A 25296-nucleotide genomic window follows, 5' to 3' on the forward strand; every position below is an offset into this window, starting at 1 on the left:
CCGTGCCCGCAGCGACCTGCGTGCTGGCGCTTCCACTCTTTCGCGCGCCGCGCTGGCGATCCGACATGTTGAATTTCTCCGATACGGCGATCTACGGCGCGCCGATCGTGCTGGCCGACCTCGCCGCGTGGCGGCTGCTCGGGCACGATCGCCCCGTGGCGCGCGCCATCCGGCGCTGCGCGGCGTTCGCCGCGCTGAGCGCCGTGCTGTTCGCGACCGGCGTCAGCCCGCTCGCCGTTCCCGCGTCGCTCGGCGGGCTCGACCGGATCGTGGTCCAGGCCGTGTGCATCGCGTGGTGGCTCCAGTGCGCGATCGTGTTCAGCCTGCTGCTCAATCATCTGCTGCTGCCGCGTGCGTGGCATAGCCAGCGGCTCTTTCACGACATCGCCGCGGGCATCGTGTTCGGCGCGGCCGCGGTGGCCGCGCTGGGCTACGTGCTCGGCCTGCCGTTGAGCGGCCTGGTCGCGACCTCCGGCGCCGTCGCGGTGATCCTCGGTCTCGCGCTCCAGAACACGCTGAACGACGTGTTCTCCGGGCTCGTGCTGAACACCACGCAGCCGTTTCGGCTCGACGACACGGTGTCGATCGGCGAACTCGAAGGGCGGATCGTCGAAAGCAACTGGCGTTCGACGAAGCTGATCGACAGCCTCGGCAACCTGGTCGTCGTGCCGAACAGCGCGGCGGCGCGCGCCACCATCGTGAACCTCAGCGAGCCGGCCGGCCTGCACGGCGTCACGCTCGCGCTCGACCTCGATCCCGCGGTGCGGCCGGCCGTCGCCGTCGGCGCACTGGAGCGGGCCGCGGCGAGTTCGCTCGACGTGCTCGCGCGCCCCGCGCCGATCGCCGTCGTGAAGGCGTTCCGCGCGAACGCGATCCAGTACGAACTCGTCTGCTACGTCGACGCGCTGCAGAAGAAAACGACCGTGCGCAACGCGCTCTACGATCTCGCGCATCGGCATCTGGCCGCGGCGGGCGTCGCGTGGCGGCCGCTCGCGGGGCCGGCGCCGGCGTCCGCATCGTCGTCGACGTCGCAAGCGCATCCGGTATCGCGCCGGCTGCTGCTGTTGCGTGCGGTCGAACTGTTCGCGCGCGTCGACGACGACGATCTGGCCGTGCTGGCCGATGCGCTGGTCTCGCGTTCGTTCGGCAAGGGCGACGTGATCTATGCGTCGACTGCGGAGTCGCGCGTGCTGACCATCGTCGAATCGGGCGTCGCGGCGGTGTTCGTGCCGGGCGCGTCGGGCGACGTCGAAGTGCGACGGATGGCGCCGGGCGATGCGATCGGGCAGTCGGTCGTGCTCGCCGGCACGCGGCTTCACGCGACCGTCCATGCGGTGACCGCGATGACTGTGCATCAGCTTCGCAGCGAGGATCTGTCGGCACTGATCGGCAGGAAGCCGGCGCTCGGCAGGCTGATGTGCGAGTCGCTCACCGACCATATCGCGACCGAGGAAAGGATGATGATTCCCCCGGTCGAGAAGGCGCACGCGGGGTTCAGCCTGATTGGCTGGCTCGAGAAGGAAATGAAGCGGCTGCACGATTCGCTCGGCTGACGTGCGGATCGCGAGGGCCGCCAGCGCGGCCGGCGGCAGCGCGGCGAGCTGGTGGTACGCCACGCGCGCGCTGCCGGGCCGTCGGCCATCGACGACGCGGTCGCGGGTGCGACCCCGCCGTGCCGGCAGGCCGTGAACGGGTGCGTCAGTCCGGTGTCGTGAACCGCTCGACGAGATCGGGCTGGTCGAGTTGCTCGACCCACCAGTGCAGCGCGCGGCCGGCCTCGTCGCCGCGCCACGCGAGATAGCAGTGCGTGGTGTCGCGCATGCCCGTCACCTGGCGCGCGACGAGCTTGCCGTCGGCGATCGCGCGCGCCGCGATGCATTCCGGCAGCGTGCCGACCGCGAGCCCTTCGCATTGCGCTTCGAGTTTCGCGGCCAGCGTCGGGACCGCGAGGGTCGGCTGGCCCGCATCGATCGCGACCGACTGCGGCTGCAATTCGCGCGACGTATCGCTGATCACCGCGCCGCGATACCGGACGACCGACGCCATCGCCAGCGGTTCGGGCATCGATGCGAGCGGATGGGTCGGCGCGACCGCGAACACGTGTTTCAGCGAGCCGATCGGCCGCGCGACGATGCCCGGCAATTCCGGCGGTTCGCCCGCCGCGCCGACGACGAGATCGGCCCGACGCGAAATCAGCGCATCCCATGCGCCGCCGAGCACTTCGGTGGACAGCCGCAGCCGCGTGTCCATCCCGAGCGCGTAGAACCGGTGCACGTACGGCCACAGCGCGTCGAACGGCAGAATTTCATCGATGCAGACGCGCACTTCCGTTTCCCAGCCCTGTTGCGCACGCAGCGCCTTCATTTCGAGTTGCTCGGCCGCGCGCAGCAGGCGCCGGCCTTCCTCGACGACGATGCGTCCCGCATGCGTGAGCTTCGCGCGCCGTCCGCTGCGGTCGAACAGCGCCACGCCGAGATCGCTTTCGAGTTTCTGCACCAGGTAGGTCAGCGCCGAGGGCACACGATGCAGCAGTTCCGCTGCTTCGGCAAAGGTGCCGGTGCGGTCGATCGCGTCCAGGGCTTCGAGCGCTTCGAATGACAGCTTCATTGCGAATTCCGGGAGAGGTGGCTGGCGCATCATACCAGTGCACGGTGCGGCGCGAGCAGCGTGCGTCGCCGCGATTTGCTAGAGTGGCGGGTATCGTCATTCGCCGCCCCGCATCGCCCCATGAGCGCCCCTCAGCCGGACATCGCATCGTCCGATTTCATCCCGGCCGACGTCAGGCAGACCGTCGTCACGCAAGCGTTGCCGAACGGGCAAATCGGTATCGTCCGACTTCAGAGCTTGCGCAGGAACTCGGGGCTGACCGCACCCTACGAACTCGAGAATACGGATCTGATCGTATTGCAGTTGCGTCCGTTCGGCGAACAGGGTCTGTGGCTCGACGGCCGCCCCGCACCGTTCGTCCCGTATGACGCGGGAACCGTGTCGATCTACGATCTCGACCGGCGCTGGGTGGCCGACCTCCAGGGCGCGTTCGATTGCCTGCATTTCCATCTGCCGCGCCACACGCTCGAGGAAACGGTCGACGACCTCGGCGGCCGGCAGCGGCCGCAGCTTTATCTGCCGCCGCATCTGAGCACCCACGACTCGATCATCCACGCGCTCGGCCAGTCGCTACTGCCGGCGCTGGCCCGGCCGGGCGAGGCATCGCAGATCTTCATCGATCATGTGGGGCTGGCGTTTCAGGCCCACGTCGCTCACCGTTACGGCGGCGTCGGCGAACGGCGGGAGAGATCGGGCGGCAAGCTCACGCCGTCGCAGGCCAGCCGCGCGAAGGAACTGTTGCTCGAGCACATCGACGGCAACATCGGGCTGGCCGACGTCGCGAGCGCGTGCGGGTTGTCTCGCAGCTATTTCGTCCGGGCGTTTCAGCGAACCACCGGGCTGCCGCCGCATCGCTGGCTCATCGTGCAGCGGGTCGAGCGGGCGAAGGAATGGATGCGCGACCGGAACGTGCCGTTGAGCACGATCGCCCTTGCATGCGGCTTTGCCGATCAGAGCCATTTCTCGCGAGTCTTCACGCGGTTGACCGGTGTCACACCACGCCGGTGGCGCGCGGACCATACGTGAGCGCCGCGATACGCCGGGGGCGGGGCGCGCGCATCGCAAACGCGGCGACGTGCAGGCATGCAACTTGCGGGCGAGCACGGGCTGCACGACTTCGGAGGTTTTCATGAAACGACGCTGGCCACGACGAGCGATGCTCGCGATAGGTGTGTTCGCAACGATCGGCTTTCATGCCGCCATCGCTTACGCGGCATCCGACGTGTCGATCAGCCGCGCGGATTACGGGACGACCGCGAACGGGCAGGCGGTGAGCCAGTACACGCTCGCGAACCGGCACGGCGTGACGTTGAAAGTGATCACGTACGGCGGCATCGTGACGGCGCTCGACGTGCCGGACCGCACCGGCCACGTTGCCGACATCGTGCTCGGCTTCGATTCGCTGCGCGACTACGAAACGCACAACGGCAACATCCATTTCGGCGCGCTGATCGGCCGGTATGCGAACCGCATCGCGGGCGGGCGTTTCGCGCTCGACGGCAGGATGTGGACGCTGCCGGTCAACGACGGGCCGAACACGCTGCACGGCGGTCCCGACAGTTTCGACGCGAAGGTGTGGAAGGTCACCGGCACGCACAGCGACGCGACGGGTTCGAGCGTCACGCTGCGCTACGTGAGCCCCGACGGCGAGAACGGCTTCCCCGGCACGTTGACGACGGACGTGACCTACACGCTGACCCCCGACGACCAGATCCGCATCGACTATCGCGCGACGACCGACAAGGACACCGTCGTCAACCTGACCAACCACAGCTACTTCAATCTGGCGGGGCAGGCCGGCGGTAGCGTCGAGCGGCAACTGATCGAGATCGCCGCGTCGCGTTTCACGCCGACCGACAATACGTCGATTCCGACCGGGCAACTGGCGAGCGTCGCGGGCACGCCGATGGATCTGCGCCAGTTGACGCCGATCGGCGCGCATTTGCGCGATGGGTATCCGCAGCTCGTGATCGCGCATGGCTACGATCAGAACTGGGTGCTGGACCAGGGCGGCCAGCCGGCGCCCGCGTTTGCCGCGCGTGCTTACGACCCGGCGTCCGGGCGTTTCCTCGAGCTGTACACGACGCAGCCGGGGCTGCAGTTCTATACGGCCAACGGGTTGAACGGCAGCGTCGCGGGCAAGGGCGGCACGGTGTACCGGCAAACCGACGCGTTTGCGCTGGAAGCCGAACATTTTCCCGATTCGCCGAATCATCCGGCCTTCCCGTCGACGGTGCTCAAGCCGGGCGACACGCTGCACGAAGTGACGGTGTGGCGGGTGGGCGCGCGATGATCGTCGACGCTGGCGGGCGCGCACCGATCACACGTTGATCGTGCCGCGCCCGAGTTCGATCACGCGCCCGCCGACGCCGATTTCGCCCGCGGCATCGACCGACAACCGCAGCAGGCAAGGCCGACCGACGGCTTCGCCTTGCTCGACCCGCCACGCGGCCGGCAGATCGTGCCCGGCGGCGAGCAACCAGCCGCCGAGGTTCGCACAGGCCGATCCGGTGCCCGGGTCTTCCGATACGCCGCCGCCCTGCTTCACGAAGAAGTAGCGGGACACGACCGTCCCCGGGCGCTCGGCGTCGAACGCGAATACATAGGCGGTCTTCCGGCCGAGGCTGCTTCGCGGCCAGATGTCGAGGTACGCGCTGTCGGGCTGCGCGCGCCGCACGGCGGCCGGGCTCTTGAGCGCGACCAGCAACTGGTCGGCGCCGGTGTCGACCCATAGCGGCGGCGCGAGCAGGTCGTCCTCCGCGAGCCCGAGCAGCGCCGCGATCCGCGCATCGGGCAACGTGCACGGCGCCGTGTTCGGCATGCCGGCATGCGGCGCGATGAAGGTCCACACGTCGTCGCGCGCGGTGACGTCGACGACGCCGGCCTTGAATTCCAGCGACAGCGCATCGCCGGCCTTGAGCCGGTCGCGCACGACGTGCGCGGTGCCGAGCGTCGGATGGCCCGCGAAAGCCATCTCGTAGCCGGGCGTGAAGATGCGCACGCGTGCATGCGCGCGCTCGGACGGCAGCACGAAGGTCGTCTCCGACAGGTTGAACTGCACGGCCAGCGCCTGCATGGTCGCGTCGTCCATGCCGCGCGCATCGTCGAACACGCAAAGCGGGTTGCCGCCGAACGTCGATTCGGCGAAGACGTTCAGCAGACGGAAGGTGTATTGGGTCATCGGGATCTCGTGCGGGTCAGCCCTGCTTGTCGATCGGTGCAAGCATCGCCTGCATGTCGGGATGCTTCAACACTTTCCGGTATTCCGCCGGACTCATCGCGTCGATCAAGACGCGGCCGCTCACGTCGGCCTTGATGTATTCGACCGCGAGCAGCGCGATGACCGGATTGGTCGTCAGCGTCGCGTGGTCGGGCGACTGGTCGCCGAATTCCGCGACCACCGCCTCGGTGTCGTCCGCGACCGCGACGGCCAGCCGCCGCCCCGACAGACGAAGCCGCGCGCTGGCGCCGCATTTGGCCATGTCGTAGTGGCGCGGCCCGTTGAGCGTGCGATTGCCGTAGATCGCCACGTGCGTATCGACGCCCCGCGCCGCGGCCGCTTCGAGCAGCGGCCCGAGATCGTCGATTTCCTCGTCCCACACGCCCGCGAAGATTGCCGTTTTCGCCTGGTCGATCACGCGCGCGAATGCGCTGACGATCGCCGCGCGTCCGCTCAACGACCAGACCAGCCCCGGCTCTTGCCGCACCGGCAGCCGGTCGAGCGCGCCCGCCGCCAGTTCGAGATCCGCGTTGAAGCGCGTGCGCAATTCTTCCAGCAGCGACCGGTGCGGCACGGCTGCATAGCGGACCGGCTCGGAGCGGTTGACGAGCACCGCGCCGCGCGCCTCCAGGCGGCCGAGCGTCTCGTAGACCTTCGATGGCGGCATGCCGGCGCGCCGGCCGACTTCCGCGCCCGTCAGCGCGGCTTGTCCGACGAGCGCGGCGTACGCCTGCGCCTCGTATTGCGTAAAGCCAAGCCGGATCAATGACGTGATCAATTCTGCGTTTTCGTTCATCTGCATGGACTCGAATGGCCGTGGCGTGCGTCACGGCCGTGCTTGATTAACTACCGGAGTAGTATAGAATCGATTCCGTCTACTACCGAAGTAGTAGGCGGGATTTCCAAACCTTACCGAAGAGGATCATCAAGATGCGTCAACGGATCAGTACCGGCTCCCCGTGGGAGCCGAAGGTGGGCTATTCGCGTGCGGTCGTCGTCGACAACACAATCTACGTGTCGGGGACGGCCGGTAAAGGCGACGACGTGTATGCGCAGACACGCGATGCGTTGGCGACGCTCGGCAAGGTGCTCGCGGACAGCGGATTCGCGCTGTCGGACGTCGTCCAGAGCCGGCTGGTGGTCGCGGATTTCGACCATTGGGAAGACGCGGCACGGGCGCACGGCGAGATATACGGCGATATCCGGCCGGCGTTCTCGCTGGTCCATGCGCTTCCGTTCGTCGATCCCGGGATTCGCGTCGAGGTCGAGGCGATCGCGGTCCGGACCGCCGCATGACGGTCGCCGGCCCGCGCGCGTACCTGTCCCGCACCGCGACCGCGATGCTGGCGCTCGCGGCGGGCGTCGCGATCGCCAACGGCTATGCGCTGCAGCCGTCGCTGGCGGCGATGGCCGGCGACTTCGGCGTGCCGGCCGCGCGGATGGCGACCCTCGCGTCCGTGACGATGCTCGGCTATCTGGCCGGCCTGGCGCTGCTGGTGCCGCTGGTCGACCGGTTCGGTGCGCGCACGCTCATTCCGGCGCAAATGAGCGTGCTTGCGATATTGCTCGCGTGCGCGTCGCGCTCGCCGACGCCGCTCGCGCTCGACGCCTGCTTCCTGTTGGTGGGCGCGGCCACGACGGTCGCGGCGCAATGCAGCGCGGTCGTCGGAAAGCACGCGGATCCGCATCGGCGCGGCGGGGCAATGGGCGCCGTCTCCGCGGGGATTTCCGCCGGCATCCTGCTGAGCCGTTTCGTTGGCGGCGCGTTGTCGCAATGGTGCGGATGGCGGGGCGCGCTGCTCGCATTGGCCGGCTGCGTGGCGCTGGCGGCCGTCGGCAGTGGCGTGCTGTTGCCCGGCGATTGCCCCGAACGGCGTTCCGGCCACGGGGCCACGATCGGCGCGATGCCGCGGCTGTTGCGCGACAGCGCCGCATTGAGGCGCCGCACCTGCGCCGGCATGCTGTGGTTCTTTGCGTTCAATCTGGTGTGGGTGGGGCTGGCGATCCGGCTGGCCGCGCCGCCGTACAACCTCGGGGCGGCCGCGATCGGCGCATACAGTCTCGCCGGCGTGATCGGCCTGGGCGTGACGCGGGTGGCGGGCAAGCTAGCGGATCGCTTCGGCGATCGTGCGGTGATCGGTGGCGGGCTCGCGGTGGCTGCGCTTGCCACGTTGCTGCTTGGCGTGGCGTTGGGTCATCCGGGCTGGCTGGGTGTCGGGCTGGCGCTGTTCGATGCCGGTTGCTTCGCCGCGCAGGTCGCGAACCAGGCCCGTGTCGTGGCGATTCAACCGGCGCGGGCCGGTGCGTTGAACGCCGCGTACCTGACGTTGTACTACGCGGCCGGTGCCGGCGGCGCCGTGGCGGCGGGCATGCTCGTCGAACGGATCGGGTGGGGCGCGATGATGCTCGTCGCGGCGGGTGCGGTGACGGTGGCCGCCTGGGTCGGGGCCGCACGCGTGAGCGTCGATGCCGCGGGCGAACCGACGTCCGCCGGGTGAAGCGGGGAAATTGTCGCGTTCCGGTTCGCCGCGTTGCCGAATGTGGAACTGGCGCGGCAATACGCGAACGGCGAACGTGCGGGCGGTTGGTATCGGGCGAATCAGCCGCGGGACATCTGAAGCGTGACCGCGTTCGTCGTGAAGTCGCTGGCCGGCCTCGCGCTCGAGGCCGCGCAATGAACGCGTGCGTCGCGCTCGGAGTTCGGCGCACGCCAATCACGTCAATGCGACGACACGAATACCGCATCGTCGAACGCCTCCGGAATCGCGAAGCTCGCGCGCATGCGCTGCGCTTCCTTCGCCGGCGTCGAACCGAACAGGCGTTTGAACTCGCGGCTGAACTGCGACGGGCTCGTATAGCCGACCGCGTAGCCGGCCGCTTCCGCCGTCAGGTCCTGACGCACCATCAATAACCGTGCCTGATGCAGGCGCGTCGATTTCAGATACTGCATCGGCGACACCTGCGTGATCGCCTTGAAGTGACTGTGGAAGCTCGGCACGCTCATGCCGGCTGCGTCGGCCAACTGCGACACGTCGAGCGGCCGCGCGTAATCGGCATGGATCATGCGCAACGATCGCCCGATCCGGCCGAATTGCCCGCGCATCGCCAGCGCGCTGCGCATCGCGTTGCCCTGCGCGCCGGTCAGCACGCGGAAATACAGCTCGCGAAGCAGCGCCGGGCCGAGCACCGCGGCGTCGAGCGGCCGCTGCATCGCGTCGACGAAACGCAGCACCGACGCGTGCATCGCTTCGTCCATCGGCGTCGACATCATGCTCTTGGGCGCCTGCACGATTTCCGCGACGCCGGCGCGATCGATCTGCGCGGCGAGTTCCGCGGCCAGCGTGAAATCGAGGTGCAGGTACAGCGCGAGCAGCGGGCGCTCGGGCGTCGCGTCGGTTTCCATGCTGAACGGCACGGGCACGGAGACGGCCAGGTAATGGTGTTCGTCATACAGATAGCGCTCGCCGCCGAAGTAGCCGCGCTTCGACCCCTGGCACACGATGACGATGCCCGGGTCGTACAGCACCGGCGTGCGCGACAGTGCGCGGTTCGAGCGCAGGATGCGCACGCTCGGCAGCGAGGTCAGGTTGTAGCCTTCGTCGGGCGCCAGCGCGCGCAGCAGCGTCACCAGGCGCTTCCGGTCGCGTGGCGAAGGCGCCGGAGGCCGGGCGGAGACGGGTACGGTGCTCATAGTTTTGTGCAAGAAAATCAGTGGAATCGGGCTTATTCGGCTCGGATCGTCAGACTAGTATGCACGCTTCAATCGACATTCGGGAGAAGCTCACATGGCATCCGGCAACATCATGCTCATTACCGGCGTCAGCAGCGGTTTCGGTCGCGCGCTGGCCCAGGAAGCGCTGGCCGCCGGCCACACGGTGGTCGGCACGGTGCGCAGCGCGCAGGCGGCGCGCGACTTCGAAGCGCTGTCCGCGCAGGCCGCCGTCGCGCGCGTGCTCGACGTGACCGAATTCGAGCGCATCGACGGCGTCGTCGCGGACGTCGAAGCGAACGTCGGGCCCGTCGACGTGCTGGTGAACAACGCGGGTTACGGGCACGAAGGGATCATGGAGGAGGCGCCGCTCGACGAGATGCGCCGGCAGTTCGACGTGAACGTGTTCGGCGCGGTCGCGATGATGAAGGCCGTCGTGCCGTTCATGCGCGAGCGACGGCGCGGCCGTATCCTGAACATCACGTCGATGGGCGGGCACATCACGATGCCGGGCATCGCGTACTACTGCGGCAGCAAGTTCGCGCTGGAAGGCATTTCCGAAACCCTCGGCAAGGAGCTCGAGCCGTTCGGCATCGCGGTGACGGCCGTCGCGCCGGGCTCGTTCCGCACCGACTGGGCCGGTCGCTCGATGGCGCGCACGCCGCGCTCGATCGCCGACTACGACGCGCTGTTCGACCCGATCCGCCGCGCGCGCGAGGAGAAAAGCGGCAAGCAGCCGGGCGACCCCGCGAAGGCCGCGCGGGCGATGCTCGCGGTGATCGCGGCGGACCATCCGCCCGCGCACCTGCTGCTCGGCAGCGACGCGCTGCGCCTCGTGCGGAGCAAACTGGCAGCGCTGGACGACGAAATCCGCGCGTGGGAAGCCGTGACGGTGTCGACCGACGGCTGACGCGCGCGGCGTCGTTCGTTCCCTGCCGAGCGACGATCGGCCGTTGCATTGCACGATGGCGCCGTGGTTTCACGATAATGGCGATAATGGCTGCGGCCCGTTCGCCACGTTCATTCACCTCACAGGAGCATCGCGATGCCATACGTCACCACGAAGGACAACGTCGAGATTTTCTACAAGGATTGGGGTCCGAAAGACGCGCAGCCCGTCATGTTCCACCACGGCTGGCCGCTGTCCAGCGACGACTGGGATGCGCAACTGCTGTTCTTCGTTCAGAACGGCTATCGCGTGATCGCGCACGACCGGCGCGGCCATGGCCGCTCGGCGCAAGTGTGGGACGGTCACGACATGGATCATTACGCCGCGGACGCGTTCGCGGTCGTCGAAGCGCTCGACCTGCGCAATGCGGTGCATATCGGTCACTCGACCGGCGGCGGCGAAGTGGCGCGCTATGTCGCGAAGCACGGCGAGCCGGCCGGCCGCGTCGCGAAGGCCGTGCTGGTCAGCGCGGTGTCGCCGTTGATGCTGAAAACCGAATCGAACCCCGAAGGCCTGCCGCTCGAGGTGTTCGACGGTTTCCGCAAAGCGCTCGCCGACAATCGCGCGCAGTTCTTCCTCGACGTGCCGAGCGGCCCGTTCTACGGGTTCAACCGCGAAGGCGCAACCGTTCATCAGGGCGTGATCCGCAACTGGTGGCGGCAGGGGATGGAAGGCAGCGCGAAGGCGCATTACGACGGCATCAAGGCGTTTTCCGAAACGGACCAGACCGAAGACCTGAAGTCGATCTCGGTTCCGACGCTCGTGCTGCACGGCGAGGACGACCAGATCGTGCCGATCGCGGATGCCGCGCTGAAGTCGGTCAAGCTGCTGAAGAACGGCACGCTGAAGACGTACCCGGGCTATTCGCACGGGATGCTGACGGTCAACGCGGACGTGCTCAACGCCGACCTGCTCGCGTTCGTGCGGGCATGACGATGGCGGCGCCGGCCCGCTGCGGCGTGCGGCGCCGTGATCGAAACCGGGCGATCCGGCGGCGGTGCCGCGCATGGCTGCCGATCGCCCCGCCGCGTTTGCACCCGCCCGCTAACCGCTAACCGCTAGTCCCTCACCGCTAGTCGTTGCGCAGGAACACGACATAACCGCGAAACCACGGATTCGACGCGAGATACGGCGGCGTGTCCCACTCGCCGCCCTGGATCACGCCGATCCGAAACGGCAGTTGCAGCCGCGCGACGCGCGGCAGATAGGCCGCGTAGTCGGGAATCGTGCGGCGGCCCTGATAGGTCTGCACGACCACCTCGTCGACGATCCCCTTGAGCTGGTTGACCTGGTCGGTATCGATGCGGCTGCTCCAGTCGAGCAACCCCGTGATGCTGAGCCGGCAATCGGCGGGCAACGTGTCGCGCAGCGTGCGCAGGAACGCAAGGTAATCCTGAAGATGCCGCGTACCGGCATCGAAGTCGATCTGGATGCCGGCGATCGTGCGCCCCGACGCACGCCAGCGTGCGAGCTGCGCGAGCATGATCTGCGTGACGCGCGGCGTCCAGCGCAGCGTATGCGCACGATAGACGAGCCACACGCGTGCGTCGGGCGCCGGCGGCAGCGCGACGCCCTGCGCGATCACGCGCACCTGCGACTCGTCCCGCGGCGACGCCTCGATCTGGCCTTGCAGCACGTAGACGATGCGCGCACCGCGCACGACCGCCTGCGGCTTCACGCCCGCCCACAGCCAGAACGCGTCGTACCGCGCGGCGTCGACGGTGCCGGCCAGCGCGATGCGCGCGGCCAGCAGCAGCGCGACGCACGCGATGCGCTTCATCCGGCGCTTACCAGTAGTAGCGAAGCTTCTGCGCCCACGGGCTGCCCGGATAGGCGGTCTTCAGCGTGTCGAACCAGCGCTTGCGCGTGCTCTTCGGCACGTCCTTGCCGCCGCATTCGTTGGAGCCGCCCGGTGCATAGCACTTGATCGCGCGGTAGAACGCGTATGCGCGGTCGTTCGGGTTCGCCTGCGTATCGGCCATCACCGTCACGTAGCTCGACATCCGTTCGTACGGCTTGCCCGCGAACTGCGACGGCGCCGCGCCGAGCGTCGGCGGCACGCGCGTGGCGGCCGTGTTCGACGCGTTGCGGATCCACAGCGGCACCGGATCGCTTTCGAGGCCGGATGCGGGCGGATGCAGCCGGACGAAATCGGCGAGGCAGTTCAACCCTTTCGGATCGGCGGGATTCTGCTGCAGCGTCGCGGCGATGTCGCGCGCCGACAGGCACGTGTAGCCGTCTTCGTTTTTCGCGCCGGCGGCGACGAACGGCTTCAACGGATCGGTGAGCGTGCCGGGCACCAGCGCGGTGTCGGCGAGGAAGTCCGCGTAGTGCGAGCGCGTGAGCTCCTTGTACAGCAACGTGTACAGCGCGGTGCTGCGCAGCGCGCCGGTGGTCGCCTGATTCTGCGCCTGCGCGCGCAGCAGGTCGGCGTTGGCCGTGCGTTGCAGCAGCACTCCGCGGATCGCGGCGTTCTGCACGGGCGAATCGTCGGCGAACGCGTCGTTGACGAGCCCGGCCTGCTCCAGGTTGATCGCGAGCGCGAGTTCCAGCATTTCGCGCTGGAAGCGGAACGTCGCGAGCGGGATCAGGTCGCGCCACAGCTGGCGGGCCTTGTCGTTCTGCCCGCTGTCCTCCAGCGCGAACCCGCGCAGCGCCTGCTGGCTCAGCCCGAAGTAGTCGAGCGGCGCGGCGGGCGTCTGCGGCAACAGATCGAGGGCCGCGTCCGGCTTGTGCCCGATCTGCACGTACCACGTTGCGAGCAGGTAGTCGTACAGCGCGGGCGCGTTCGCGAAGCGCGGCTTCTGCGCCTGCAGCTCGTCCAGCGTCATCGGCTTGCGGCTCGCATCGGTGCTGTCCGACGCGCGCATGCGCAGCAGGTCGACGGTGGCGAGCACGGTCGGCGACTGGATCTGGCGCGCATCGAAATCCGGGCCGAACAACAGCTTGCTGTCGAGTTCGTTCGCCAGTTGCATCAGCGGCACGTTCGACGTCGCCGGCGACCAGCGAGCGAGCGCATGGCCGTACAGGTCGGCCTGCTGCGTGACGTTGCCGCCGAGCCATGCGACCCGTCGCAACAGCCCGCTCGCGGACGCCGCATAGCGCCCCTTCGGATACACCTTCAGATAGGTCTGGAACACCGTGTTTGCCGCGTCGAGCGACACCTTCGTCACGCGCGCGCGCGTCGGCGTCGGGCTGTCGTTGTCGAATACGTTGGCCTGCGCGGCGTTCAACTGCGCGCGCCCGGCCATGTAGAGGCTGGTTTCCTTCAGCCACGGGTCCGCGCTGTGCGACGCGTTCGCGAACGCGCGGGTCGCGGTGAGGAAGTCGGCCCGGTAGAACGCGTTCGTCCCGTCGAGGTACGTGGCGAACTGCTGGCCGAGCGGCGACTTGACCGGCGGCTTCGTCCATGCGGCGCTCGCGCCGCCCGCGGCACAGGTCTTCTGCGCGATGTCGGCGCGCGCCGCACGCAGGCGCGCGGCTTCGTCGGCGGGCAGGCCGCCGGCGCCGCCCAGCGCGTCGTTGAACGCGTCCGCGCCCGCGCTCATGCTGCGGCAGATGCTGCCTTCGCCGTCCGCGTACCGGTTCGACGACGCATCGGCATCGGCCCCGCCGCCGGTCTTGTCGGGCGTCTTCTGGCCGATGTCGATCCATCCGGAGAAGTCCATCGGGAACGGCACGATGATCCGGTCGATCCGCTCTTTCGCGGGAATGGTCTTCGGGTCGGGAAACACCTGCGCGACCTTGGCGCTGTCGACCATCATCAGCATCGCGTTGACGCGCGTGTCGTTGGCGGGCGTCAGCATCGGCACGTTGCCGCACGAGTAGGACGTCTGCCGGAGCGTGTTCGGCACGTAACAGCCGTCGTCTCCGCTCGCATGGGCGGCCGGCATCCCCAGCAGGCTGGCCGCCAGCGCGGCGAACAGGTTTCGGTGCAGCGTCGGGTTTCTTCGCATTTTTCTTGTGTCGGGTAGGGGGCCGCGACGGCCGGTTCTCTCAGGGGGCGCGTGGGCCCGGCGCGTATCGTACCTCACGGGCCGTCATGGCCGGCAGTGTGCCGGCTTGCCGGTCGCGCCGAAGGCCGGCTCCCGCGAAATGGAAATCCACTCAGTGTGGACGCAACGCCACCTTGAATCCGGATCGCTTCAATTAAGATGCAGCCGGCAGTGGCGGACGTCCGGCGATGGGCGACCCGACGGGGTCCGCGTTGCCCGACGGGGGAGGGCTGCCGAAAGCGGCGTTCGCGTTTCCGATGAAAACCCTTGCATGGATGGTCATGGCGGCCGAGTCCGCACTGACCGCATGCGGCGGCGCCGATCCTGCCGCCGTGCGATGCGACCGATGCGCGCTGGGGCGACGGCGGCCGGTTGGCGGGCTGGACGCTGCCGTTCGGGGTGCTCACCCACTGAGCGGTCCATGCGCGAGCGTCGTGAGGTGGCGGCGGTATTCGCACATCACGCGCACACGCTGCTGGCGATGCCTCCGTCGTCCATCTCGTCGAGCGTGGCGCGCAAGTCGTCGATGGCCACCATCAGTTCGCGGACCTGCCGCAACGACGGGTACTGATGCAGCACGGCCTGCCATTGCGGCAGGGTCAGCAGCGCGTGCCAGATGACGCCGAGGCCGTCCGGATCGGCATCCTGCCGTTGCGCGAGCGCGCTCGCGTATTCGAGGCTCGCCTGCGCGGACAGCAGCTGCATCCGGCTCGCGGCGCTCAGCAGCCGCGGCGTCGCATCCGCAGACGCGTCGCAGCAATACAGCACTTCCCGGGGCAGCGCCGCATCGTCGGTCGTCAACGCATGCAGCGATGCGCCGTGCACGCGTACCGTGCCCTGGTGCGTCTCGAATGCATAGACCGTGTCGGGGGCCGCTTGCGCGAGCAAGGTCAGGCCGCGCAGCAGCCGCGGCAGATCGGTCGTCGCGGCATCCGCGGAGGCCTTCGCCTCGACGAGGAAGCGCACGTTCCATGCGAGCGCCGGGTCGTTGCCGCGCGCGCGTTCGAGCAGGATCGCATCCCATTCGGTTTTCGCGCGGTCGTGCCGGCCCGGGATCGACGACGGCACGCGCATCGACGTGACCACGCGGTAGGTGCGCTGCTCGTCCACCGCGTCGAGCTTGCGCGCCAGTGCGTCGAGCGCATGCGCCGCCAGCGCTTCGACGGCCGCGCCGCGCTGCTGGGACGCGACGCCCTGCGCGACGGCGACCGTGCTGCCGACGAGCGGGCCCTGACGAACCCACAGCGCACGGTAGCGACGGACGTCCTCGTCCGCGGCGAGCGCGTCGAGCCGCAGCATGCGTTCGAGCGCGGGGCTGTCCTTGAGTTTGACGACGTCCTGCTCGAACGCCGCGTCGGTCGCCATCCCGGGCAGCGCGAGCAGTTGCGCGAGCGCCGCATGCAACTCGGCCCATGACGCCGCGGTCGCCGCCGCATGCAGGCGCGCGAGCCCGTCGCGTTGCCAGGCCTGTGCGCTGCGCTCAAGCTTGGCCGGGTGCGCGATCGCGTTGACGGCCGAGTGGAGCGCGCGCCGATCCTGCTCGGCGTGCGCGGACAACGACGCGTATTCGCGCACGTTCGGCGCATCGTGACGCAGCACCGACGCCTGAAACGACGAATCGCCGGACGATGGATCCATCGCGTCGCGGATCATCCGCGCGAGCGCATCGATGAAGCGCTGCCGCAAGTCGGCGCCGGGCGCGTGGCCGTCCGCCCGCATCCTGCGCGCTTCGTCGATCACGATCGCCAGCGCGGTGGCCGGGTTCGTCGCGTCGGTCAGCGACGACGCGCGCTCGAGCGGCGGCAGCCGGTAACGGCGCGCGACGGTGCGCAGGGTGGCGTCGAGCAGGGCGGGAAGCGGTGTCAGCGACATGGCGGTGTGGGCGTGAAAGAGACCCGACCGGTCAAGCGGTCAGCGTCACCGACAGGCTGCCGAGCTCGCCGAAGCGCACCGTCAGCGCATCGCCGAGCGGCACCTCGATCGCGCCCGCGTACGAGCCCGTCGTCACGATCTGGCCGGCGCGTACCGCATCGCCGCGCGACGCGAGGAAATTGACGAGCCACACCAGCGGCTTCAGCGGATCGCCGTCCGGATGACTGCCGTCGATCGTGCGGTTCAGCGCGCCTTCGAACGACAGCGCGAGTGTCGCGAGCGGCACGTTCAGCCCGTCGGGCACGACCGGGCCGACGCACAGCCCCTGGTTGAATTGCCCGTCCGCCAGCAGTTCGAACTTCGATGCGCGCGCCGGCTCCGCGTAGCGGCAGCCGAGCACCTCGAGCACGATCCGCACTTCCCGGACCGCCGCGCGCACGTCGCCTTCGTCATACGGCTGCTCGCGCGCGGGCAGGTCGCGATCGAGCACGAACGCGATTTCCGGTTCGGTCCGCACGATCGGCCCGCCGACGACGCGGTACGGCGCATCGGCGTCTCGGATCGTCGACGCGAAGATCGGCGCGAGGATCACGCGATCGGGCGGCGGCAACGCGCATTTCCATCCGCCGACGGGTTCGCCGAGCAAGTCGGCCACGCGCTGCTGGATCGCGAGCGCGGTGTCGATGTCGTCGGGGCGCAGTGCATCGGGCAACAGCGGGCCGGGCGAGCCGGCATGGCGGGCGGCGACGAGATGCTGGGCGGCGCCGTCCACGCGTTCGGTAGTCGTTGTCATGTCGGTTGAGCGAGTTGAAAGTGGGGCCGGCAAAAAAGGGCCGGACGAAAGTCGCATGGTCGATGATAGCGCCTTCGGCGCGATGGGCGCTCGAAAGAGCATCGGCGCCTGCATGGCCGGCGCGGTTCGCGGCCTGCCGACAACGCAAGTCGCCCGTTTCCCGTCGCGTCGCTTTGCCGCATCCGGCGGGATCGCCGGGGCTTGACCGCCGTCAACATCCGAACCCGCCGCCGGCCGATGATGGGGGCATCGCCGTGCGCGACAGCGCGCGCGGCAACTCACCCCAGCGAGGTTCGCATGTACGAGAAAATCATGGTGGCCGTCGACGGCAGCGCTTCGTCGAAACAGGCGCTTGCCGAAGCCGTGAAGGTGGCGCTGGCGGGCGATACGCACGTCAGCGCGGTGTACGTGGTCGACAAGTCGGTACTGTTTACGTATGCAGGCAGTCTCGATCCGCATGCGCTCGTCGAGGAAATCCGCGACGACGGGCGCAAGGTGCTGCGTGAAGCCGAACAGGTCATCGCGCTGGCCGGCGCGAAGGGCGAAGGCGAACTCGTCGAGACCGAGAGCATCGGCGAGGACATCGCGGAACGCCTGCAACGCTACGTGAACGAGCGCGGGATCGATCTCGCGGTGGTCGGTACGCACGGGCGGCGCGGCATCCGGCGCGTGCTGCTCGGCAGCGTCGCCGAGCGTTTCGTGCGCGGCGCGAAGTGCCCGGTGCTGCTGATTCGCGGCGACGACGCCGACGCGCCGGCCGCCGCGGCCGCGGCATGACGCGGCGCGCGCGATGATACGCCGCCAGTACCGGATCGTCGTCGCGGCGATCGCCGTGTTCGTGTCGCTCGCCGGGATGATGGCCGTCGTGACGGGCCTGCTGTTCGATGCCGCGACGGCGTTGCGCGGCGGCGCGCTTGCGTTGATCGTCGGCGTCGCCGGCTTCGTCGTGATGCTGAACCCGGGGCCGAAAGGCGAGGAGTGACGCGGGCGGGGTGGCGGCGCGCGTCGGGCCGCGGTTTCGCGATGACAGGCGACGGCCGTTGCGCCGCCGTGACTTCGCGTGGTCGCGTGTCGTCGCCGGCGCATTCGTGCCGTCCTGTTCGATCTGGATCATCAGCCGCTTCAACGTTGCCGCCCGCTCGGCGCTTCTGTCAAACTGGCGCCCATGAAACCGCGCCTCACTGCACCGCTTTCCGCCGATTCCGCGCCTGCGCCCGCAGGCTTTCCCGACGCCGACGAACTCGCCGCGCTGCGCGCGTGGTATGCCGGCATGACCGTGCGCGAGGCCGTCGAACGCTACCTGCCCGACCGGCTCGGCGGCGGGCGGTCGGCGCGCGGCGTGATCGGCGCGATCCGCCGTCGCCTCGTGCGCGTCGCGCGGCAGGTCGGCCGCCCCGATCTCGCGGAACGGCTCGGCCATGCGGACGGTGAGCGTTTGCGGGAGGCGAAAGCGGCCACCGACGCGATCGGCCTGCTGCGCCACGCGCGTGCGCCGGTCCCGCAGATCAGCGACGACGTCGGCTTGTGGCTGCCGGCGCGCGCGGTCGTGTCACTGCGTGCGCACGGGATCGCGACGCTCGCCGATCTGACGGTGCGGATTCCGCGCCGGCGCCAGTGGTGGCGCGCGATCGCCGGCCTCGGCATGGCCAGCGCGCGGCGCATCGAAGCGTTCTTCGCCGCCCATCCGGACCTGACCGAACGGGCGCGCGCGCTGATCGCCGCGACGCCGCGCGGCAGCATCGTGCCGTGGGAGCACCTGAAGCTGCCGCACGAAGTCGACGGCTCGGCCGGCACGTTCCGCGCGCCGCGCGCGACCAGCACGCTCGACGCGGACAACGATTACGCGGCCGTGCACGTATGGCTGTCGCTGCACGAATCGGCCGCGACGCGGCGCGCGTACCGGAAGGAGGCCGAGCGGCTGATTCTGTGGGCGATCGTCGAGCGCGGGCGCGCACTGTCGTCGCTGACGACCGAGGATGCGCTCGCGTATCGCGCATTCATCCGGCGGCCGACGCCGCACGAGCGCTGGGTCGGGCCCGTGCGGCCGCGAAGCGCGCCCGACTGGCGGCCGTTCTCGGGCGCGCTGTCCGCGCGCTCGGCGGCATACACGCTGTCGGTGCTCGGCGCGCTGTTCCGCTGGCTGATCGAGCAGCGCTATCTGCTCGCGAATCCATTCGCGGGTGTCAAGGTGCGCGACACGCGCGGCGCGACCGCGCTCGATGCGTCGCATGCGTTCACCGAAGGCGAGTGGCTGCTGGTCCGCACGATCGCCGACGGGCTCGAGTTCGGCAAGCGCGCGGACGACGGTGCGCCGCAGTCGGGCTGGACGCCGGCCGCCGCGCAACGATTGCGCTTCATTCTCGATTTCGGCTATGCGACCGGGCTGCGCGCGGGCGAACTGGTCGGCGCGATGCTCGGCGACATCGAGACGGATGCGCACGGCGACGCGTGGCTGAAAGTGATCGGCAAGGGCAGCAAGGCCGCCCGCGTCGCGCTGCCGCCACTGGCGCGCACCGCGCTCGATCACTATCTGGTCGCGCGCCGGTTGCCGGTCACGCCGGCGCGCTGGCGGCCCGATACGCCGCTGATTCCGAGCCTTGCCGAAGACGACGCGGCCGCGATCACCAGCGTGCGGCTGTGGAAGGTGATGCAGCGTTTCTTCGCGCAGACGGCCGACGCCGTCGAGGCCGATCACCCGGCGCTTGCGCACAAGCTGCGCCAGGCGAGCCCGCACTGGATGCGCCATACGCATGCGACGCACGCGCTGGCGCGCGGCGCGGAGCTGACGACGGTGCGCGACAACCTGCGGCATGCGTCGATCTCGACGACGTCGATCTATCTGCATGGCGACGACGTGAAGCGGGCGCGGCAGATGTCGAGCGCGTTCGGTATCGACAAATGAGTTGAACACGCGGCATCGACGCGGGTCAGACGATGTTTCGATCCCGGAGATTCGCATGGCGTCGAGCCAGGGCGCGGTCGATTTCATCGTCGAGCAGATCGTGCGGCCGGCACGGTATCGGCCCGCAAGATGTCCGGCGAATACGGCGCCACGCCGCGCAGCGGGCAGGCGTATTCTGTGACACATGCGCGCGACCATCGTGCGCCAGGGAGTACCAACATGGAGACATCCGCATTGACGCGCGGCATGCGGCCGGCGCGCCGCGCCTGGCATGCGCTCGTCGCGACCCTGTGTGTGGGCTGGAGCGCGCTGTCGTTCGGCGCGGACGGCGCGAGCGGCGCGGCCGCGTTGCTAGACCGCTACCGCAGCCTTGGGCCTCAACTGAAAGACAACGCGTTTCACCGGCCCGTGGTGCTCGAATCGTCGGAAGCGTCGTCGTCGCTGAAGGGCGACATCTACGCGGTCGTCGATTATCCGTTCGCGGTGGTGAGCGGCCAGCTCGACGATCCCGCGCAAGGCCCGGCGAACTGGTGCGCGGTGCTGATCCTGCACCTGAACACCAAGTACTGTCACGCGTCGAGCGGCGGCAACGGCCCGGTGCTCGACGTGAACCTCGGCCGCAAGATCGAGCAAAAGCTGTCGGACACCTATCGCGTGCAGTTCCGCTATCGCGTGGCGGCCGCGACGCCCGATTATTTCCAGGTCGACCTGACCGCCGACAGCGGCCCGATGGGCACGAAGGATTACCGGATCGCGCTCGAGGCCGTGCCGATCGGCGCGTCGCGCACGTTCCTGCATCTCACGTATTCGTATGGCTTCGGCACGGTCGGCCGGATGGCGATGAAAACCTATCTCGCGACGGTCGGCAGCGACAAGGTCGGGTTCACGACCGTCGGCGCGGCTTCGGCCGGGCAGCCGCAGTACGTCGGCGGCGTGCGCGGGCTGCTGGAGCGCAACACGATGCGCTACTACCTCGCGATCGACACGTATCTCGCGACGCTCGACAAGCCGATCGACCAGCGCCTCGCGCGCTGGTTCGACGCGACCGAGCAGTATCCGCAGCAGCTTCACGAAGTGGAGCGGGGCGCGTATCTGCAGATGAAAACGCAGGAGGTGCAGCGGCAGCAGACGGCGCGATGACGCTGCCTGCCTGCCGCCTGCTGCTCGGCGTCGATCAGTTCGACGCGCCGCCGACCGTGCGAATGCTGTGCCATTGCCCCTGTTCGACGCGGAACAACGTGTACGGCGGCTTGACCAGGTCGCCGCGCTCGTCGAACGAGATCTTGCCGGTCACGCCGGTGACCGACACGCTGGGCAGGCTCGCGACGATCTTGCCGCGATCGGGCGAGTCGGCCTTGTGGATCGCCGCGATCATCGCGAGCGCGGCGTCGTACGCGAACGGCGCATACAGCTCGACGTCCTGATTGAAGCGCGCCTTGTAGCGCTGCGCGAACGCGACGGCCGACGGCAGCTTGTCGAGCGCGGGGCCGGGCTCCAGATCCTGCGTGCCTTCGCCCGCGTTGCCGGCGATCTTCAGGAACGCGTTGCTTTTCAATGCGCCGGCGCCGAACAGTTGCGCGCGGATGCCGAGCGAGCGCATCTGCTTGACGAGCATCGCGCCCTGTTCGTCGAGTCCGCCGAAGAACAGCAGGTCGATGTTGTTGCTCTTCATCGTCGTCAGGATGCCGCGGAAATCGACGGCCTTGTCGTTCGTGTATTCGCGGCCGACGATGCTGCCGTGCGCGTCCTTCACGCCCTGCTCGAACGCGTCGGCGAGACCCTGGCCGAACGCGGTGCGATCGTCGATGATGCCGATCCGCTTCGCCTTCAGCTGCTCGACCGCGAAGCGGCCGGCCACCACGCCGCCGATCCCGTCGTGCCCCATCGTGCGGAACACGTTCTTGAAGCCCTGCATCGTCAGTTGCGGATTGGTCGAGCCGGGCGTGATCATCGCGACGTTCGCCTGCTTGTAGACGGCCGACGCCGGAATGCTGCAACCGGAGTTGTAGTGGCCGATCACGCCGACCACGCCGTCGTCGACGAGCTTCTGCGCGACCTGGATCGCGATGCGCGGATCGGCCTGGTCGTCCTGGACGTCGAGCACGAAACGCACCGGTTTGCCGCCGATGGTCGGATGCTTCGCGTTTTCCTCGTCGAGGGCTAGCTGCGCGCCGTATTGCAGATCCTTGCCGACGCGCGCGACCGGTCCCGTCAGCGGGCCGGCGAAGCCGATCTTGACGGTTTCCGGGTCCGCGGCCCGCGCGGACGCCGCGACCGTGCCGATCGAGCAGACGGCCAGCCAAGCAGCCAGCCAGTAACGACGATTCATGATGCCTCTCCTTGCAGGGGTGGAAATCGTGGCGCGCGTCAGAATCGCGCGGCCCGGTATGGCGTGAGGTCCAGCGGCGGTGCGCGCTGGGCGACGAGGTCGGCGACGATCTGCCCGGTGATGCCGGCGAGCGTCACGCCCAGATGCTGATGACCGAATGCATGGATCACGCGCGCGCTGTCGCGTGCGCGGCCGATGACGGGCAAGCCGTCGGGCAGCGTCGGCCGGAAGCCGAGCCAGCTGCGCGTCGGCGTGCCGAGCGACGGCACGGCTTCGCGCGCGGAGCGCGTGAGCAACGCGACCAGCGACGGATTCATCGGCGTGTCGAAGCCGCCGAGTTCGACGGTGCCGGCCGCGCGCAGCCCTTCGTCGAGCGGCGTCATGTAGAAGCCGCGCTCGGCCCAGCCGACCGGCCGCGTGACGATCGGCTCGTGCACGCCGAATTGCACGTGATAGCCGCGTTCGGTGTCGAGCGGCATCGCGTCGCCGCACGCGGCCGCGAATTCGCGCGAACGGGCGCCCGCGGCGACGACGACGTGATCGAATGCACGTACCGTGCCGCCCGCTTGTACGTTCACGCTGTCGCCGGCCAGGGCGATCCGTTCGACGCGCGCGCGTTCGAGCGTCGCGCCGGCGGCGGCGAGCTGGGCGAACAATTCGCCGAGAAACCCGTGCGGATCGGAGAAATGCCAGCTGCCGGCGAACAGCACGCCGCGCGAGAAAATCGGCGCGAGCGCGGGCTCGAGCCGGTGGATCGCGCTTGCATCGAGCGTCTCGAACGGCACGCCGAGCCGGCGCCGCAGCGCGAGCGACGGCTGCGCGGCGTCGAACGACGCCTGCCGTGCATACAGGTACAGGCATTCGCGCGGCCGCACGAACGCCGCGAGCTGCGACGGCGCGAGCAGCGGCGCATAGCCGTCGGCGGCGCGCGACAGCAACGCGGCCAGCGCAGTCGCGCTGCGTGCGTGGCGCGTGGGCGTCGACGCGAGCAGGAACCGCGCGAGCCAGGGCGCGCCGCGCAGCAGGTACGGCCAGCGGATGCGAAGCGGGCTGTCGGCGGCGAACAGGAAGTGCGGCAGGTTGCGGAACACCGACGGGCCGTTCACCGGCACGCAACCGTACGGCGCGAACGTCGCGGCATTGCCGAACGACGCGCCCTGGCCGACGCCGGCCGGATCGAACAGCGTCACGCGATGCCCGTCGCGCTGCAGCCAGGCCGCTGCACCGAGGCCGATGAAGCCTGCACCCACAATGGCGACGTTCGCCATGACGCTTTCCCTCCGGAGACGTGATTCACACAAAGTTGCGATCAAGAATCACACAGTAAATTTTTGTATGCAATCAAAATAATATTGTGTGGTGCTGGCGTTTACCCGATTTCAACTCGCTGATTCAGCAGACTTTTCGATGAATGATTGACGGGGCAGGGAGGTCATATACAATCGCGGGGCAAGCCAAAACGGCAGACAAACGCTTTTTGTGTGGTCACGGGCGACAGATGGCATCAGACAAACTTTCCGGCGAGCGCGATGACGACCTCCCGGCACCGGCGAAGCGGCCGACCTACGTCGAGGTCTCGAGCTCGATCGAAGCGGAAATCCGCAGCGGCACGTATCCGCCTGGCAGCCGCCTGCCGCCGCAGCGCCAGCTCGCGACCGACCTCGGCATCAACGTGTCGACGGTATCGCGTGCATACAAGGAATTGCAGTTGCGCGGCCTCGTGATCGGCAGCAAGCGTCGCGGTTCGCTCGTGACCGGCGGCGCGATGCCGAGCATCGAGCCGGCCCGCGCATCGCTGGCGGCGGGCAACGGCGTGATCGACCTGACCGTGAACCGCCCGGCGACCGGCGAATTTCTCGCGAGCCTCGCGCAGACGTTCGGTGCGCTGCCGAACGATCCGCGGTTTGCCGCGCTGCAGGAATACCAGCCGCCGCAAGGCCCCGATTGGGCGCGTGCAGCCGGCGCGCAATGGCTGGCCGCGCCGGGCTTCACGCCGTCGCCCGACCAGGTGGTCGTTACGAGCGGCGCGCAGCACGGGCTGTATGCGGTGCTCAACAGCCTGATCGGCACCGACGGCGTGATCGTCGCCGACCGCCTCACGTATTACGGGCTCAAGGCGCTCGCGCCGGTGTTCCAGTTCGAGATCGTCAGCGCGCCGGCCGACGACGACGGCCTGCTGCCCGACGAGATCGAACGGATCTGCCAGCGCATGCCGGTCAAGGCGATCTTCGTCGTGCCGAATCTGCAGAACCCGACCGTGACGACGATGAGCCTCGCGCGCCGCATGGCGCTCGTCGACATCGCGCGGCGCCATCACGTGACGCTCATCGAGGACGACGTGTACGGCCCGCTCGTGCGAGACCGGCTGCCGGCGATCGCGGGGCTGTGCCCGGAGCTGACGTTCCATATCGGCGCGACGTCGAAGATCCTCGCGCCGGGGCTGCGCCTTGGTTACCTGAGCTGTCCGCGCGACAGCGTCGCGCTGTGCGCGGAAGCCGTGCGCACCACCGCATGGATGCCGGCGCCCACGTCGATGCTGATCGCGACGGTGTGGATCGAGGACGGCACGGCCGAGCGGATCATGGCCGCGCAGCTCGCGGAGATTCGCGCGCGCGTCGATCTCGCGCGGGAACTGCTGCCGTCCGGGCAACTGAAGTCCGACCCCGCCTGCATGTTCGTGTGGCTGCGGCTGCCGCCGCCGTGGCGTGCCGACGACTTCGCCGCGAATGCGAAGGCGCGCGGCGTGATCGTGATGCCGTCGTCGACCTTCGCGGTCGACCGCGCGGAACTCGAGCACGGCGTGCGCATCAACCTCGCGTGCCCGGCCACGCGCGACGAGCTCGTCAACGGGCTGCGCATCCTGTCCGGCACGCTGAAGGACCGGCCGCGCGCGCTGTTCGGTTCGATCTGACGGCGCCGG

The 25296-nt window shown here is 69.0% G+C and carries 24 protein-coding genes; 14 read left to right on the forward strand and 10 right to left on the reverse strand.

The genetic code is table 11. The annotated features are described in order from the left end of the window. The first annotated feature begins 65 nt into the window (after window positions 1-65). Window positions 66-1553, forward strand: a complete 1488-nt coding sequence (locus QZM72_RS00505) for a mechanosensitive ion channel family protein (protein ID WP_301736818.1) — start codon at window positions 66-68, stop codon at window positions 1551-1553. A gap of 145 nt (window positions 1554-1698) precedes the next feature. Here the strand turns inward: QZM72_RS00505 and QZM72_RS00510 are convergent, their stop codons facing one another. After that, entirely contained in the window at window positions 1699-2607 is a 909-nt protein-coding gene (locus QZM72_RS00510; RefSeq protein WP_089471125.1) for a LysR family transcriptional regulator, read from the reverse strand. A 120-nt stretch (window positions 2608-2727) separates the two neighbouring features. On the opposite strand from QZM72_RS00510, the gene QZM72_RS00515 reads away from it, so the two are divergent. Both QZM72_RS00515 and QZM72_RS00520 read left to right on the forward strand, forming a co-directional pair. Further along, a complete protein-coding gene (locus QZM72_RS00515; protein ID WP_089471126.1) occupies window positions 2728-3633 on the forward strand; it encodes an AraC family transcriptional regulator in 906 nt (301 codons plus the stop codon). A 103-nt stretch (window positions 3634-3736) separates the two neighbouring features. After that, complete coding sequence (locus QZM72_RS00520; RefSeq protein WP_089471127.1) at window positions 3737-4900, forward strand: aldose epimerase family protein; 1164 nt, start codon at window positions 3737-3739, stop codon at window positions 4898-4900. Between the two features lie 27 nt (window positions 4901-4927). Here QZM72_RS00520 and QZM72_RS00525 read toward each other — a convergent pair whose 3' ends face one another. Next, window positions 4928-5788 (reverse strand): PhzF family phenazine biosynthesis protein, encoded by an 861-nt coding sequence (locus QZM72_RS00525; protein ID WP_301736819.1) that lies wholly within the window; start codon window positions 5786-5788, stop codon window positions 4928-4930. 16 nt (window positions 5789-5804) lie between these two features. Further along, on the reverse strand, window positions 5805-6623 hold the full coding sequence (locus tag QZM72_RS00530) for a TrmB family transcriptional regulator (protein WP_301736820.1): 819 nt from the start codon (window positions 6621-6623) through the stop codon (window positions 5805-5807). 134 nt (window positions 6624-6757) lie between these two features. On the opposite strand from QZM72_RS00530, the gene QZM72_RS00535 reads away from it, so the two are divergent. Continuing rightward, window positions 6758-7123: a RidA family protein gene (locus QZM72_RS00535; protein ID WP_089471129.1), complete on the forward strand. Its 366-nt coding sequence runs from the start codon at window positions 6758-6760 to the stop codon at window positions 7121-7123. Continuing rightward, entirely contained in the window at window positions 7120-8325 is a 1206-nt protein-coding gene (locus tag QZM72_RS00540) for an MFS transporter (protein WP_301736821.1), read from the forward strand. The genes QZM72_RS00535 and QZM72_RS00540 overlap by 4 nt, the downstream gene beginning before the upstream one ends. Window positions 8326-8546: 221 nt before the next feature. On the opposite strand, the gene QZM72_RS00545 is transcribed toward QZM72_RS00540, so the two are convergent. Further along, window positions 8547-9518 carry an AraC family transcriptional regulator gene (locus QZM72_RS00545; RefSeq protein WP_301736822.1) on the reverse strand — a complete coding sequence of 324 codons (972 nt, stop codon included), beginning with the start codon at window positions 9516-9518 and terminating at the stop codon, window positions 8547-8549. A 94-nt stretch (window positions 9519-9612) separates the two neighbouring features. Between QZM72_RS00545 and QZM72_RS00550 the strand changes: the two genes are divergently transcribed. Together QZM72_RS00550 and QZM72_RS00555 are read left to right on the forward strand one after the other, a co-directional pair. Continuing rightward, entirely contained in the window at window positions 9613-10446 is an 834-nt protein-coding gene (locus QZM72_RS00550; protein WP_089471132.1) for an oxidoreductase, read from the forward strand. Between the two features lie 135 nt (window positions 10447-10581). Continuing rightward, window positions 10582-11418 (forward strand): alpha/beta fold hydrolase, encoded by an 837-nt coding sequence (locus tag QZM72_RS00555; RefSeq protein WP_301736823.1) that lies wholly within the window; start codon window positions 10582-10584, stop codon window positions 11416-11418. 139 nt (window positions 11419-11557) lie between these two features. Here the strand turns inward: QZM72_RS00555 and QZM72_RS00560 are convergent, their stop codons facing one another. The 4 genes from QZM72_RS00560 to QZM72_RS00575 form a co-directional block, all read right to left on the reverse strand. After that, window positions 11558-12265, reverse strand: a complete 708-nt coding sequence (locus QZM72_RS00560; RefSeq protein WP_089471134.1) for a DUF3142 domain-containing protein — start codon at window positions 12263-12265, stop codon at window positions 11558-11560. A 7-nt stretch (window positions 12266-12272) separates the two neighbouring features. Further along, the gene (locus tag QZM72_RS00565; protein ID WP_301736824.1) at window positions 12273-14441 is read right to left on the reverse strand and encodes a hypothetical protein; all 2169 of its coding nucleotides are present in this window, start codon (window positions 14439-14441) and stop codon (window positions 12273-12275) included. 498 nt (window positions 14442-14939) lie between these two features. Further along, a complete protein-coding gene (locus tag QZM72_RS00570) occupies window positions 14940-16352 on the reverse strand; it encodes a 3-deoxy-D-arabino-heptulosonate 7-phosphate synthase (RefSeq protein ID WP_301736825.1) in 1413 nt (470 codons plus the stop codon). Between the two features lie 31 nt (window positions 16353-16383). Then, complete coding sequence (locus QZM72_RS00575) at window positions 16384-17145, reverse strand: 2-keto-4-pentenoate hydratase (RefSeq protein ID WP_301736826.1); 762 nt, start codon at window positions 17143-17145, stop codon at window positions 16384-16386. A 55-nt stretch (window positions 17146-17200) separates the two neighbouring features. Between QZM72_RS00575 and QZM72_RS00580 the strand changes: the two genes are divergently transcribed. From QZM72_RS00580 to QZM72_RS00605, 6 genes are all read left to right on the forward strand, one after another. Continuing rightward, complete coding sequence (locus QZM72_RS00580; protein WP_301736827.1) at window positions 17201-17350, forward strand: hypothetical protein; 150 nt, start codon at window positions 17201-17203, stop codon at window positions 17348-17350. 92 nt (window positions 17351-17442) lie between these two features. Further along, window positions 17443-17922 carry a universal stress protein gene (locus QZM72_RS00585; RefSeq protein ID WP_301736829.1) on the forward strand — a complete coding sequence of 160 codons (480 nt, stop codon included), beginning with the start codon at window positions 17443-17445 and terminating at the stop codon, window positions 17920-17922. A gap of 13 nt (window positions 17923-17935) precedes the next feature. Then, the gene (locus QZM72_RS00590) at window positions 17936-18127 is read left to right on the forward strand and encodes a DUF2964 family protein (RefSeq protein ID WP_027786097.1); all 192 of its coding nucleotides are present in this window, start codon (window positions 17936-17938) and stop codon (window positions 18125-18127) included. Between the two features lie 183 nt (window positions 18128-18310). Continuing rightward, entirely contained in the window at window positions 18311-20047 is a 1737-nt protein-coding gene (locus QZM72_RS00595; RefSeq protein ID WP_301736831.1) for a site-specific integrase, read from the forward strand. 55 nt (window positions 20048-20102) lie between these two features. Further along, the gene (locus QZM72_RS00600; RefSeq protein WP_301736832.1) at window positions 20103-20228 is read left to right on the forward strand and encodes a hypothetical protein; all 126 of its coding nucleotides are present in this window, start codon (window positions 20103-20105) and stop codon (window positions 20226-20228) included. Window positions 20229-20266: 38 nt separating this feature from the next. After that, window positions 20267-21187 (forward strand): hypothetical protein, encoded by a 921-nt coding sequence (locus tag QZM72_RS00605; RefSeq protein ID WP_301736833.1) that lies wholly within the window; start codon window positions 20267-20269, stop codon window positions 21185-21187. Window positions 21188-21221: 34 nt separating this feature from the next. Here the strand turns inward: QZM72_RS00605 and QZM72_RS00610 are convergent, their stop codons facing one another. After that, the gene (locus QZM72_RS00610; protein WP_089471141.1) at window positions 21222-22376 is read right to left on the reverse strand and encodes a branched-chain amino acid ABC transporter substrate-binding protein; all 1155 of its coding nucleotides are present in this window, start codon (window positions 22374-22376) and stop codon (window positions 21222-21224) included. Between the two features lie 38 nt (window positions 22377-22414). Continuing rightward, window positions 22415-23644 (reverse strand): FAD-binding oxidoreductase, encoded by a 1230-nt coding sequence (locus QZM72_RS00615; protein ID WP_089471142.1) that lies wholly within the window; start codon window positions 23642-23644, stop codon window positions 22415-22417. A 230-nt stretch (window positions 23645-23874) separates the two neighbouring features. Between QZM72_RS00615 and QZM72_RS00620 the strand changes: the two genes are divergently transcribed. Beyond that, window positions 23875-25287, forward strand: a complete 1413-nt coding sequence (locus QZM72_RS00620) for a PLP-dependent aminotransferase family protein (protein WP_089471143.1) — start codon at window positions 23875-23877, stop codon at window positions 25285-25287. Window positions 25288-25296 lie beyond the last annotated feature (9 nt).

The organism is Burkholderia sp. AU45388, from assembly GCF_030481585.1.
GTDB lineage: Bacteria > Pseudomonadota > Gammaproteobacteria > Burkholderiales > Burkholderiaceae > Burkholderia > Burkholderia sola.